Below are 13,104 nucleotides of genomic sequence, written 5' to 3' on the forward strand. Positions count from 1 at the left end.
TATCTTGTTGGCACTCGGTGACTGTCCATACGTCGGTATTCCGCAGTCCGGCTGTACACCACGATAACCCGGTGAAGGGGGGGAATACCTATGCACCGTTCCAATCTCGTATCCGTTCTTGTTCTGTTTTTAGGCGTCTCGTTGCTCTCAGCCTGTGGTGGCGGAGGCGGCACAGACTCCAACACGGCCCCAAAGGCCACTGACCAGTCGGTCAGTACCGGTGAAAACACGCCCCTGGACATTACACTCACCGGCAACGACGACGATGGCGATAGCCTGAGTTTTACGGTCAAGGGCGATCCGGCCAACGGCACACTGAGCGGCACGGTGCCTGACCTTACGTACACCCCGGATGCGGATTTCACCGGTGACGACTCGTTCACCTTTACCGTTGGCGACGGTAGCGCGACTTCGGCCCAGGCCACTGTCAGCATCACGGTAACCCCGCTGTACGCCATCGGCGGTACGGTCACCGGCATGGTGAACTCTGGCCTGACGCTGGAGAACAATGAGGCTGACAGCCTGGACGTGGCGGGCGTCAGTTTCGAGTTCCCCACGCAATTATCCGATGCCAGCGCATACGAGGTGACCGTGGCGGCACCGCCCGAGCAGCAGCTTTGCCAGGTGGCCAATGCCAGCGGGACGGTGGCTGCTGCGGATGTGAATGACGTCGATGTGCTGTGTCGCTCCTGGCGCACGGCTGCGCCGATCGAGACCGATTCCGGTGACGCGGGCGCGCCGCAGATTGCCTTTGATGGTAACGGCAACGCCATGGCCGTTTGGATCCAGAACGACGGCAGCTTCGACCGGGTCTGGGCCAATACCTGGTCGGCCGACAGTGGCTGGGGTACGGCCACCGTCATCTCCGGTAGTACGGGGGATGCGGAAACACCACAGGTTGTCTTCGACAGCAACGGTGATGCCCGCGCGGTGTGGACGCAGCTGAGCACCTATACCAACCTCTGGGTTAACCGTTACCAGCCGGGCACTGGCTGGGGCACGGCCGGGTTCATCGAGTACAACGACGGCAATGCGACCGATCCGCAAATTGCCGCGGACAGTGCCGGGAACCTCATGATTGTCTGGGAGCAAGACGAGCCACCCCCGACCACGCCCAATCCGACGAATATCTGGGCTATTTACTACTTGTCGGGCAGTGGATGGGGCACGGCGGAAAAGATCGAAACCGACGGCGGCTCGGCCCAGGTGCCAAAAATTGCTTTCGACAGCGACGGCAATGCCATCGCGGTATGGTCGCAGTACAACGGCAGCACGGAGTTTGATATCCGCGCAAACATTTACGCTTCCGGCGGAACCTGGGGCACACCGGAAGACATTGAAAGCACCGATGCCGGCAATTCGTTCAACCCGCAGATCGTCATCGACAGCTCGGACGTGGCGACCGTGGTGTGGTCGAGCAATGATGGCACGCGCGACAATATCTGGGCCACCAGCTACACAGCCGCCAGCGGGTGGGGCGCGGATGAACTCCTCGAAACCGACAACGCCGGCAGCGCCTTCAACCCGCAGATTGCTGTCGACAGTGCCGACAATCTCATCGCAGTGTGGCGTCAGCACGATGGCACGGGGTACAACATCTGGGCCAACACCGCCACACCCGACGACGGCTGGGGCACGGCTGAGCTGGTTGAAACGACTGACAGCAGCGCTAGCACTCCGCAGGTCGCGTTCGATGGTGACGGCAATGCCATCGCTGTGTGGACGACCTTCAGCATCTGGGCGAATACCTGGTCGCCCGGCGACGGTTGGAGCACCGAGGGGCTTATCGAAACGGACGAGACCGGTAGTGCCACCGTGCCACAGGTCGGGTTCGACCATGTTGGCAATGCCATCGCTGTTTGGGCCCAGGACGACGGTACGCGAACCAACATCGAAGCCAACAGTTTCGAGTAAGGCGCAGGGTGTCGATGGTCCGAATGTCCTCTTGTTTGCGTTCGGGCCGGTGGTCCAGGCTCGTTTTCATCGGAGCACTTTACTGCGGGTGGCGGTCCGCGCAAACTGCATGGTGCCCATCGTGCGGCCTCCTCAGCGGGTCTCCGGTCGCATTGCTTCAGCGAGTGTAATGATGAGCCTGCGCTCTACGTCTCTATCCCTCAGTTCAAGCTTCCGACCTCAACCGGCAGCGCCATCAAACCGGCGACCAACTCCGCCTGGGAGGCGTAGCCGGTCTTATGGGCAATTGACTTGAGATGGTCGCGGACGGTGAAGACGGACAGGTTCAGTTCTCGTGCAATGGTTTTGGCGGGCAACCCGGCAGCCAAGTGCCGACAGACTTCCGCTTCACGCGCAGTGAGCTGAAACAACTCTCGCAGCAAGCCGTCGTCGACGCGCCGTTCGAAGGTTGAGGGCCAGTACCACAAGGTCAGGTCTTCGCACAACGGAACCGATCTGGGGGGCGGGCATGGTCGGTTTTCATGGGTGTCTTTGGCGGCCCGTTTAGCGGCCACTGAGGCAAAAAACGACTCCTGTTCCATAGTGAGCGTCGTTACCTGCAGCCAGTCCGCACACGAACGGTTCATCAGGCACCGTTGCGACACCTGGTCCACTACGACGGCCGGAACCCGAAAGCAATGAATGCAGTTGGCATAGTTGCCCAGCCGCTGCGTAATGTCCTGAATGTGTTGCGAGAGTTGCGACAACTTGTTGCTCATGGTGATGGCATGGCCCAGCAGCGTGGTCGCCATCCGGATTTCGGGCGTGATGTCCACTTCGGAAACACAAAAATCAAAACCCACAATCCCCGTCCAACGGTCGTCCGAGTGGAAAGGCGCCGTCACCATGCTGAAGATGCCTTGAGCATCAAACGCTTCGTGCAGACAGGGCTCAATGGAAGCCAGATGGTGCTGGGTCAGCTGACCTTCTCGTCGGTTGTTGTACAGCTGGTGGCCGGACGACTCTGAAATCTGAAAGCGGCTACCCTGCAGTGCTCGATCACGAATGTTGGAATAGCGCAGGTGGCTGGCGGCTTCCAATCGGTAGTTGGACACCCAGTAGTCGCGACCTTGCTCACAAATATCGAACACCCAGGCCCGTTGAGCGCCAAGGGCCGAATTGCAGTCCTCCAAGACTGACAACAGAGCCCGGTTCTCCGCGGGCTGGGTGGACAGTGCCAGAATGGACTGACAGAGGCGTTCGAAGGTGCTTTGAGTCGATTCATTGACCATGGGCAAGTGTTCCTGTGTGTTCCAGTCAGCCGACATCCCTCAACCTGGCCGCATAAAAGAATACACCATTTGCTCAATTTTCGTACGAAAGGCGCCCTTTTAGAACGCATTCATCATTCAGCAGACCTCATTAGACTCACCCGTTCTTAAAACAACTTATTACTCCCTAACATCCGGGATGGTCCTTCTTGCCGAGCGGCAGGACACTGAAGACCCTTTCGGACGCCCGGACTCGCAGCATCCGCAGAAGAAGCTCGCATTCTAAACGCTGTGATCCTGGGTCACCGTCGAACGTTGAGACGGCGTGTTGTTTCGTCACCCTCAATGCTCGACAGGGAGTGGTTCACGCTCGGCGATCGATCGCACCTCGCCACTATCCGTGAGGTACATCGGTCGTGTGTCTTTGCCAACCTAATTGCAGGCGGCGGCTGGGGTTTCGGTCGGTCAGGTCACTCAGGAGAGAACAATGAATGTATGGATAACTCCCCCCGTTAATGCGTCAGTGGCCGGTTTGAAGGCTGCACGCGTTTTGCTGTTGGCCCTATTGCTGGGACTGGTCGCCTGCAACGACACAGGCAGCGGCGACTCGTCAGGCGATGGCTCAAACGCCAAACCCACACCCGGGGATACGGACGGAGACGGCCTGTCCAACCAGCAGGAAGTCGACGGCTGGACCATCCTGGTCGACTTCGAAGCGTTCGGCCCCAATGCCAGCACCGACAAGCTGTCACAAATCGACGTAACCAGTGACCCGTCGAAAGTCGACACAGACGGTGATGGCGTTACCGATGCCGAGGAATTTAACAAACGCACCGACCCGCGTTCACCGGATACCGATGGCGACGGCCTGTCCGATCTCGAAGAACTCACCCGCTGGGAGACCAACCCAAAAAGCGTCGATTCGGACGGGGATGCGCGCGGCCCGGACGGCGATCAGTTTCCCCGCTCGGAACTCTACGACGGCGCGGAGCTCGAACGGCTGACCTCACCCAGCCTGCGGGACACGGACGGTGATGGTAAAGATGATTTCGAAGAATCCTTCATCGAGTTTTCGCGCGACCCGCTGATTGCCGAGTTGCCCAGTGCACTGGTCACCCTGACCGCCGATCATGAGATCGACATGCGCATGTTCATCGAGTACAGCGAGACGCAAGGCAACGAAACTGAATACGGTTCAACCTTTTCCCAGGAAAGCACGTCATCGACGAGCCGCTCCGATACGACCAGCACGGCGACCACCATGGCCGGCAAGGGCGCGTATTTCGACGACCTGGAATTCTCGAAACAAGGTGCCATTACCTTTGTGGGCCGAAAACTGCTGAACCTCGGCGTCAAGTTTTTACCCGATTCGATCGCGGACCCGCTCGACATCAACAAGGAGCCGACGCCCGATGTCACCAAGACGAACTCGTCAACCCTGACATCCGGATCATCGTCAACGGCTCGTAGCGAATACTCGAAGTACGTGACGGATTTGTCCAGCCAGACCGAGACAGCGTCTCGCGCCGAGATTCGCGCCAAGGTAACGGTCAAAAACACGGGCGATCGGGTTTTCGATCTTGAAAACCTCTTCATCACACTGGCCCAATGGCAGAAGACCTCCGGAAAATTCAAAACCCTGGCGACACTGGAGCCTGACACCACGGATACGAACGGTGGCGGCTTATCGGTACCGGTGGGCAAGTCCGTCGATCTGCCGGTAACGGCCGACAACGTCAATCCGTCCCTGATGAAAGAATTCCTGGCCAACCCGAGCGCCCTCATGCTGGACCCGGCGCAGTATTCGTTGAGCAATGCGGACGGCATCGACTTCGCGTTCATCACGGAAAACGCCTATAAGCAGACGGCCTTACTGGTCGTCGACTATGGCGATGGCACGGTCGAGAATTTCCGGGTCGCAAGCGCGGTCGACCGCTACGCCGAAGACACCCCGAACCCGGACGACCCGGACCGGCCATTCGAGGCGGGCGACCCGGTCGGAATAAAAATGGGCGTTGTCCTGAACGACATCCTGCGACTGTCCTATCAGACGACGCCGAGAACCTTTACCGATGACGATGGCGTATCACAGACCGTCGAGGTACTGACCGCAGTCAGGACTACCGCGAACCTGATCAACAGCGAGGGCGAACCCTTCCCGGAAGACAAGGTGCCGGGCAGTGTGCAGCGTCCTTCCGCGTACTGGGTGGTCTATACCGAGCGCGATTCACAGGCACGGGACGATCTGAGTTTCGATGAAATCGTGCTGCAGAACGGCGACCAGATCCGACTGGTTTACGTACAGGACGAAGACGGGGACGGCTTGCTCAAACGGGAAGAATACGTGCTGGGGTCGATCGATGAACCCGATAATGTGCTCGCCCCCGTCGCCGCCGACCAGAATGACATCGCGGTGACGGTGTCCTACGTGGACTACCCGGTCAAACTCGTCGACGGCAAGGTCGTGTTTGAAAGTGGGACCGATACGATCCCCGACAGCCTGGACAGCGACCGCGATGGCCTCAGCGACCACGAAGAGAGTCGAGACGGCTGGTCGGTCGAAGCCAACGACGAATCGGCCTACGAGGTCTTCTCGAGCCCGAGCCACATCGATACCGACGGCGACGGCATGACCGACCTGCAGGAGCAACTGGCGGCAACGGACCCGAACAAGGTCGATACCGACGGCGATGGCGTGTTCGACGCCTGCGACAGCGAACCGCTTTCCTCTGCGGAGCTGACTGTGGTCTCGATCGGCTATCTCTCCGTCTGTCGGTCGGCATTTGCCTACATCGCCCCGGGCATTGACGGCTACGAGATCATCGCGGGTACGCGCGACTTTGAAGCCCTGCCCAACGCACCCTTTAGTCCACTGAGCTATGGTGGCGAAGCCTTAGTGGCGCACCCCACCGCCAATTTCATCTACCTGGCGGAAGGCACCGGGGACCGGATCACAGCCTACAGCCTGGACCCGGAGACCGGCGACCTGGAGCCACTGCCGGACGCACTGCAAACGCCACGCAACCTGACCAACGATTACAACGTGTCGTATGACCTGATCATGACCGGTTCACAAGGGCGTTTTCTGCACACCTGGGACAGCGACCGGATCGAGTCCTACGCGATCGACAACGATCCTGATTCGTTTTCTTATGGGGCGCTCGATCGCGTAGACACCACCGGTGAGCCGCACTCTACAATGCGGTCGATGGCGCTGTCTCCCGACGGTAACCTGCTCTACACCATCGGTGTCACAAACTTCATCGGTCCGAATGGGAGCCGGCAGGAATGGGAACTGGTTGCCTTCAAGGTGGAGGACGGCAGTGATCCGAACCGGGACGGTGGTGAGCTGACCGAGATCGGCCCGGCCGATACAGCGACCAACCTGAACAAAACGATTGAATACACGACACTATCCACCGGACCGGTGTCGGAGTCTCATTTGGTATATGCGGCTGATGCGAACCAACTGTACACGTTCGAATTCCAGGGCACGGTCGATCAGCCCTTGTGGTCTTCGTATGCGGAGAATTCTATCGCCGGCACAAACGTCATAACCGCCGATCCGACCGGCCGGTTCGTGTATGTCGGTACCGACACGGGTCTGTTCGGCTTCGAAGTGACCAAAGCCGAAGACAGCGCGACCGAGCTCACCGCCATTTCTACAGGAATATCCGGCAGCATTACCGAGGTCTATATCGACCCGCGCGGCGAATACCTCTATACGAACGGTGTTGGCAACGCCTATCGAATTGAATCGGATGGTGCGCTCGTACGACTGGATGACAACAGTTTCCCGGGCATTGAGAATGACATGGTGGTTGTCAGGCCAAGATAGCACCTATCCAGCAATGGGGGGGGATCAGTCCGGGGCTCATGGAGCCCCGACTGCCCAGGAGAGTTATAGCGACAGACGGGCCCACCAGGCACCCGAGTCACGACAGCACAACTTCCTCACCAGCCTCATCCGGGTCATCAGCCTGCTGCAATAACCCGGCGTAAACACCGTTTTGCGCCAGCAACTGCTCGTGGTTGCCCTGCTCCACAACGCGCCCCTGGTCGAGCACCAGGATGGTATCGCTGTGCCGGATCGTACTCAGGCGGTGGGCAATCGCGATCACGGTCCGGTCTTTGAACAGTCGGCTGATTGCGCGTTGAATCAGGTTCTCGGTGACCGAATCGACGGAGCTGGTCGCTTCATCGAGCATGATCACCTGGCCGCCTTGGGCGACGGCGCGGGCAAAGGAAATCAGTTGCGTCTGGCCGGCGCTGAGGTTGCCGCCGTTGCCGTCCAGTTCCATGTCATAGCCGCCCGGCAGGGTCTGGATGAAGCCATCGGCATACACGTAGCGTGCGGCTTCGCGTATCTGTTCACGGTCGATGTCGGGTTTGCCGAGGCCGATGTTGAAGGCGATGCTTTCATCGAACAGGTACACGTCCTGCTGCATCAGCGAAAACAGATGCATGGCGTCTTCGATCGACAGGGACGAGAGTTCGATACCGTTGAGCAGGATGCTGCCTTCGTAGTCCTGGTAGACCTTTGAAATCAACCGCAGGATCGTCGATTTACCGGAACCGGTTGTGCCCACTAACGCCAACTGGTGGCCCTTGTCCAATTTGAAGGACACGTTTCTCAGTACCCAGGGGGCATCGTCCGCGTAGCGGAAGGACACATCCCGGAACTCCAGCGACTCGAAGGTCCGCAACCGGTCACCCAGGTCGTTTTTGCCGATCAGGTTCCGGCCGTCTTCTTCCAGCGGTTCCTGAAAGAGTTCGTCGATGTGGTCGAAGGCCGCGAACGACCGCTGTATGGCGGCGATCTGGCCGGTGAAGTCACGCAGCGGTACGAAGACCTTTTCCATGTTGTTGATGAAGGCTATCAGCACGCCGAGCGTCACGGCCTCCTGCACCACCTTACCGGAGCCGTACCAAATGATCAGACCGATGGTGATGGTGGTCACACCGGTAATCACCGAAAACAGCACGGCATCGTATTTGTTGGACTTCAACTGGGCGTGCAAAAACTCCTGCGTGTAGTCGGCATAGCGCCGCTCAACTTCCTCTTCGGCCCCGTACAACTGTACGGTCTTGACGCCGAGCAGGCACTCCTGCAGATACCCGGTGCCCTTGGCCAGAGCACTGCGGGTAATCTGATACATGCTGCGCAGTTTGTTGCGGATCAGCTTGGTGATGTAGAGCACCGGCGGAAAGACGGTCAGCACGATCAGGGTCAGTTTCCAGTCGATGGCCAGCATCAGGATGATCAGGGCGATGGTGTTGATCAGGTCCCGCACCATCGACAGAACCCCCATGACGAAGGAGTCGGATATGGCTTCCAGGTCGCTGGTCAGACGCGACAGGGTGACGCCCGTCGGTGTCCGGTCGAAATAGGTTCGGGGCAGTTTCAGGATGCGGCCGAACAGCACCATGCGGATATCGAACAGGGTGAACTGCCCGGTTTTGCGCAGGAAATACGAATAGCAGGAATCGGCGATGTAGTTGACGACGACCACACCGACCATGAGCCCGATCAGCAGGGGCAAGCCGTCGTATTCGCCGACGGACAGGTAGTCGTCAATGATCTGGATGGTCAGCCACGGAAACAGCAGGTTGGTCGCGATGGACAGCGGTAACATGGCGACGCCGATCAGGCCCCAGGTTTTATACGGCTTGGCGAACTGCAGAAAGCGGCGGATGTAGCCAATGTCGAGCCCCTTGATCATGCGCTTTCCTCCACATCGTGCTGTTGCAGTTCCCAGGTTTCCCGGTAGTAGTCACTGCTGTCGAGCAATTGCTCGTGTGTGCCCCGGGCAATGATTTCACCGTTGTGCAGCACCAGTATCTTGTCCAGGTTTTCCAGCGCGCTGATGCGATGCGAGACCACCAGTACCGACTGCTGCCCGATGCGGTTGAACAGGCCGCCGAGGATTTTGCGTTCCGTCTCGTAATCCACGGCGGAGAGCACATTGTCCATGATGATCAGGTCGGCCGGGCTGAGCAGTGCCCGGGCGATGCTCAGACGTTGCTTCTGGCCACCGGAGAGCATAATGCCCTTTTCGCCCACCAGGGTCTGGTCGCCGTCCTGAAAGCGCGAGACGTCGTCGCTCAACTGGCTCAGCGCCAGGACCTCGTTGACCTGGTGTTTGTCGATGGGCTGCCCATCGGTCCCGAAGCGGACATTGGCTTCCACCGTATCGGAGAACAGGTAGGGCTCCTGGGTGATGGTGCGCACCGTGCCCCGCCACTGCCGGCGCGGCATGCGGGCAACGTCGTCCTCACCCCAGAAAATATGCCCTTCGGGGACATCGAGATGGTGGTTGATGCAGTTCACCAGCGTCGTTTTACCCGCTCCGATGCTGCCCAGCACGCCGACCTTTTCACCGGGGGCGATGTCGAAGCTGATGTCGTTCAGCGTCAGGGTGTCCTGCCCCGGGTAGGCGTAGTTCAGATGACGCACACTGAGGGTCCGCTCGGCGGGCGCGGACGCCCCAGGCTCAGGCAGGCTGCGATCCGTCTCCGGAATCTCGGCGTGAAGAATGGACTGGACGCTTTCGATGCTGACCATCCCCATCTGATAGACCACGGCAATCCGCCCCAGTTGCGCCAGAGGCAACGCCAACAGCGCGGAATACGACAGGAAGGCGGTCATCTCCCCCAGCGTCAGCCCCTGTTGCAGGACCATGTAGCCCCCGAGCCCGAGGATCACGACTTTCATCAGGTCGTTCGCGTAGTCCAGCAACGGCAGGATGAATGTCTGTATCCGGGTCACACGCATGATGGTATCCAGCAGACGGGTGTTCACCCGCTCGACTTCGTCCGACACCCAGGGGCCCATCTGCTGGTTCTTGATCAAATCGATGCCGGAGAGGTAGTTCATCAGCTGTTCGGACAGCCGTTGCAGCCGCTGCATGCGCTCGGTCTGATACTTGCGCATCCGCAAAAAGCCCTGGTTGAAGGCAATGAACGCCACCGCCACCGGAATGACCGAATACAGCATCAGTGAGGGCGAAATGCGCCACATCCAGATCGGGGTCAGCGACAGGGCAAAGATCACGTTGACGGTCTGCAGGAAGCCAATGCCGTAGAACAGCCGGATGCCGTTCATGTCGTTGTTGATGATGGAAATCAGCTTGCCGGACTGAAACTGCTGATGGTAGGCGTTGGGCAGCCGGTTCAGCCGGTAAAACAGATCGTTTTTCAGCGTCGCCTCGGTAATCCGCCCCGGGTTCAGGGCATACATCCTGGAGAGGATGCGCACGAAGACCATGACGACCGAAAACGCCACCACCCACATGACGTACTCGTTCAGGTTGCTGCGGGCGGCCGGGTCGGCCTTGCCGAGCAGGTCGATGGCCTGCTGAATGTAACGCGGAATCTCAACCTGCAGCCAGTTGACCAGGAAAATACAGGCCACGGCAATCAGGTACGACCACTTGTTCAGCAAGAAGTAGTGCAGAATGAATTGGCGTTTAGTCATCGGCCTTCTCGGGGTCGCAGCGGGTGGCTGTTTCGGAGCAGTGGGCGGGCGGCTCGATGCCGTACTCGTTCTGACAGGCGCGGATGATGGCGTGACGGACGTCGCACTGGTCTTCCAAGGCGTCGAGCAGCCAGACCGGCAGGCGGACGGGTCGGGTTTTGATGCCGGGTTTGCGGCCACAGCCGGGCCGGGCGCCACCGTGGCCGCAGCAGCCGTCCGGCTTGTTGGTCGAATCGGGCAAGGGAAGTCTCCAGGGAGTTTTGAAAAGTGTACACTTTTCATCTGAGAAGTACAGCCCGGACTCTCCCGGTTCGCCATGGGCGCAGCTGGCGGGCGCAACCTACGCGGCCAGAGCCCCCGGTTGGCGGCTTGCACTCCCCTAAAAAACGACTAAAACTAGCTCTCATGTGCGCAGGACGGTGCCTTCACCGATGCACGCAGGGTGGGACACATACCAATCCGGTATGCCGTGTGCCCCGGACGTTGGGACAAAGGGCCATCCGCCCCTCATCAGAGGAAACCGATCATGATAGCCGAAACGCTGTTCGGGATTGGCAAGGACCTCTTCGGTATTTTTTCAAAGCTGGATGAAAGACGGCTGCAACGCACGGTCCGCGTGGCCGAGTATTTCTCCAATCTCGCTCAGATCATTGAAGACACCAGCGCCTACCTTAAACAGGGCGATTACCCGCATGGGGAATGCGAGAACCTCCGGTTCCATGCCACCAAGATGAAAGGCACCATAGGCGATCTCATCGGCGAAGGTGAGGCGGAGGCCTACGCCAATCGAGTGATGGACGTCTGGGAAATCGAGCAAATGCACGCCGAACTGATCGGCGTCAGCCCGCAGGAGCGGGAAGACAAACTCAAAATTCTGGATGAAGCGGCTGGCTATTTCCGCGGTGTGGCAGCGCACCTGAGGGTGATGAGTTAGCATTGGGTGAAACGTAGGCGATAAGTCACCGCTCAAGATCGGTAAACCGGAATCCGCTCATCGAGGGTGCGGTAGTGGAGCGTTTCTCCGGCCGCGCCAACTGTGCGGTTCAGCCATGTCGAATGGCCGGATGTAAGGCACTGTGTTTGTGAGGGATACCCGGTTTTTCTCCTGTTTACTGTCGGCAGGAAGTTAAAGGAAAAACGAAGCCACCAACACCAATAACGGAGGCAGGCTGGCTACAAACAATACGAACCCCATTTGGGAGGTCAGACGCCCATTTTCCAGTTCATTCCCCACACGATCATAATCGCCGACCAAGCTATTGGCTTCGTAGGATTCCCCTTCACTGAATTGGGCATTTTTCCCGTGGTTACCGCCCGACCACATGAATACAGCCAGCACCCATAGGACGGCGACCACAAGGAGAACCAGATCGAGCGGGTGAGTCGACTTGAAAGCCTCGACATACCGAAGCAGCAGGAAGATACCGGTGGCTGCGATCATGTTGATGATGACTACGTGTTTTATCAATGACTTCATGAGATCCCTCTTTTCCTAGAAAAGCTGTTTTGATGCTATCACTAAAACAGGGTGAAGATAATGGGAACCACCATCGGTCTGGCCTTTCGTTGCGGGCTCTGCCAGAGTAGCTGCCCAAACGACTGGGCACAGTTAATTAATAGGCCAAGGAGAATTGTAATGAAATTTGGAGCGGCATTCGAAACGGCTGTTATTTTGTCAGCCACACCAAGCTGGGCGGAAGAGTATTTTGAACCTATGGACAAAATGCACTTAACGTCCGCTGAAAGAGAGTGGATACACAAGTATGCCCCCTTGGCATTTGATTGGGTCGAAGAAGCCGAGGCTAACACATTGACCGTAGGTCGAAAGCTGTCGGATGCTGAAATCGAGTTGGCCAAGTCTCTGTCCGTCAAAAACCCGGAAAGAATACGGGTACTGGTTACAAGTGATTTCCCGGTTCCTTCGAATAAGGACCTTTACACTGCGTTCCAAAATCACGGGTTTGTATTCGCTGATTCGGCGGGGATGACCTTAGGGCATGCCGTCTTCATTAAGCCCGAGCACGAAGATGACATCCAACTACTGGCCCACGAATTCGCACATGTAGCCCAGGCGGAAGCACACGGTTTGCGGTCTTTCCTGGTCAGTTACCTCGCAGGATTGAAAATGTACGGCTACATGGATTCACCACTGGAGAGTGAAGCAAGAGCAAAAGCCTGGCGTTCGGCCAATGGAACTGACTGAATAGTCCGGACTCAGGTCAGAGCGTAGTCCACCAGCGCCGGTCGGTTGACCATGACGAGGATACACTCTTGCTTGCGCTCAGGCAGGTGGTCTAGGCTGGTTCTCTTTGAAATACGTTAATATGGGTGGCCAGCGGCGCCTACTGTGCGCTTCAGCATTTTCGAATGGCGCTCAGGGAAAGTCGGTACAGGCACCCATAACTGAGGTTGATGCTATGTCAAATTCGAGAATTGTCCTGATTGACCGCCACCCCGGGCGCT

Annotated in this window: 9 protein-coding genes; 4 read left to right on the top strand and 5 right to left on the bottom strand. The window is 58.3% G+C overall.

The genetic code is table 11. The annotated features are described in order from the left end of the window. Positions 1 to 90 precede the first annotated feature (90 nt). Positions 91 to 1,914: an Ig-like domain-containing protein gene (locus tag IE111_RS11135; RefSeq protein ID WP_189608640.1), complete on the top strand. Its 1,824-nt coding sequence runs from the start codon at positions 91 to 93 to the stop codon at positions 1,912 to 1,914. Positions 1,915 to 2,114: 200 nt separating this feature from the next. Here IE111_RS11135 and IE111_RS11140 read toward each other — a convergent pair whose 3' ends face one another. Beyond that, complete coding sequence (locus tag IE111_RS11140) at positions 2,115 to 3,221, bottom strand: helix-turn-helix transcriptional regulator (protein ID WP_189608641.1); 1,107 nt, start codon at positions 3,219 to 3,221, stop codon at positions 2,115 to 2,117. 430 nt (positions 3,222 to 3,651) lie between these two features. On the opposite strand from IE111_RS11140, the gene IE111_RS11145 reads away from it, so the two are divergent. Further along, positions 3,652 to 7,002, top strand: coding sequence for a hypothetical protein (locus tag IE111_RS11145; protein WP_189608642.1), 3,351 nt, complete (start codon positions 3,652 to 3,654; stop codon positions 7,000 to 7,002). A 97-nt stretch (positions 7,003 to 7,099) separates the two neighbouring features. Here the strand turns inward: IE111_RS11145 and IE111_RS11150 are convergent, their stop codons facing one another. From IE111_RS11150 to IE111_RS11160, 3 genes are read right to left on the bottom strand one after another with little or no spacing between them, the layout of a single operon-like run. After that, the gene (locus IE111_RS11150) at positions 7,100 to 8,887 is read right to left on the bottom strand and encodes an ABC transporter ATP-binding protein (RefSeq protein ID WP_189608643.1); all 1,788 of its coding nucleotides are present in this window, start codon (positions 8,885 to 8,887) and stop codon (positions 7,100 to 7,102) included. Continuing rightward, positions 8,884 to 10,641: an ABC transporter ATP-binding protein gene (locus tag IE111_RS11155; RefSeq protein WP_189608644.1), complete on the bottom strand. Its 1,758-nt coding sequence runs from the start codon at positions 10,639 to 10,641 to the stop codon at positions 8,884 to 8,886. The genes IE111_RS11150 and IE111_RS11155 overlap by 4 nt, the downstream gene beginning before the upstream one ends. Next, on the bottom strand, positions 10,634 to 10,882 hold the full coding sequence (locus IE111_RS11160) for a hypothetical protein (protein WP_189608645.1): 249 nt from the start codon (positions 10,880 to 10,882) through the stop codon (positions 10,634 to 10,636). Before IE111_RS11160 ends, IE111_RS11155 begins: the two co-directional genes overlap by 8 nt. Before the next feature lie 285 nt (positions 10,883 to 11,167). On the opposite strand from IE111_RS11160, the gene IE111_RS11165 reads away from it, so the two are divergent. Then, complete coding sequence (locus IE111_RS11165; RefSeq protein WP_189608646.1) at positions 11,168 to 11,575, top strand: hypothetical protein; 408 nt, start codon at positions 11,168 to 11,170, stop codon at positions 11,573 to 11,575. A gap of 192 nt (positions 11,576 to 11,767) precedes the next feature. Here the strand turns inward: IE111_RS11165 and IE111_RS11170 are convergent, their stop codons facing one another. Beyond that, positions 11,768 to 12,118, bottom strand: coding sequence for a hypothetical protein (locus tag IE111_RS11170; protein ID WP_189608647.1), 351 nt, complete (start codon positions 12,116 to 12,118; stop codon positions 11,768 to 11,770). Positions 12,119 to 12,277: 159 nt separating this feature from the next. Between IE111_RS11170 and IE111_RS11175 the strand changes: the two genes are divergently transcribed. Beyond that, a complete protein-coding gene (locus IE111_RS11175) occupies positions 12,278 to 12,844 on the top strand; it encodes an eCIS core domain-containing protein (protein ID WP_189608648.1) in 567 nt (188 codons plus the stop codon). The last annotated feature ends 260 nt before the right edge of the window (positions 12,845 to 13,104 follow it).

It is taken from the genome of Saccharospirillum salsuginis (assembly GCF_014651855.1).
GTDB lineage: Bacteria > Pseudomonadota > Gammaproteobacteria > Pseudomonadales > Natronospirillaceae > Saccharospirillum > Saccharospirillum salsuginis.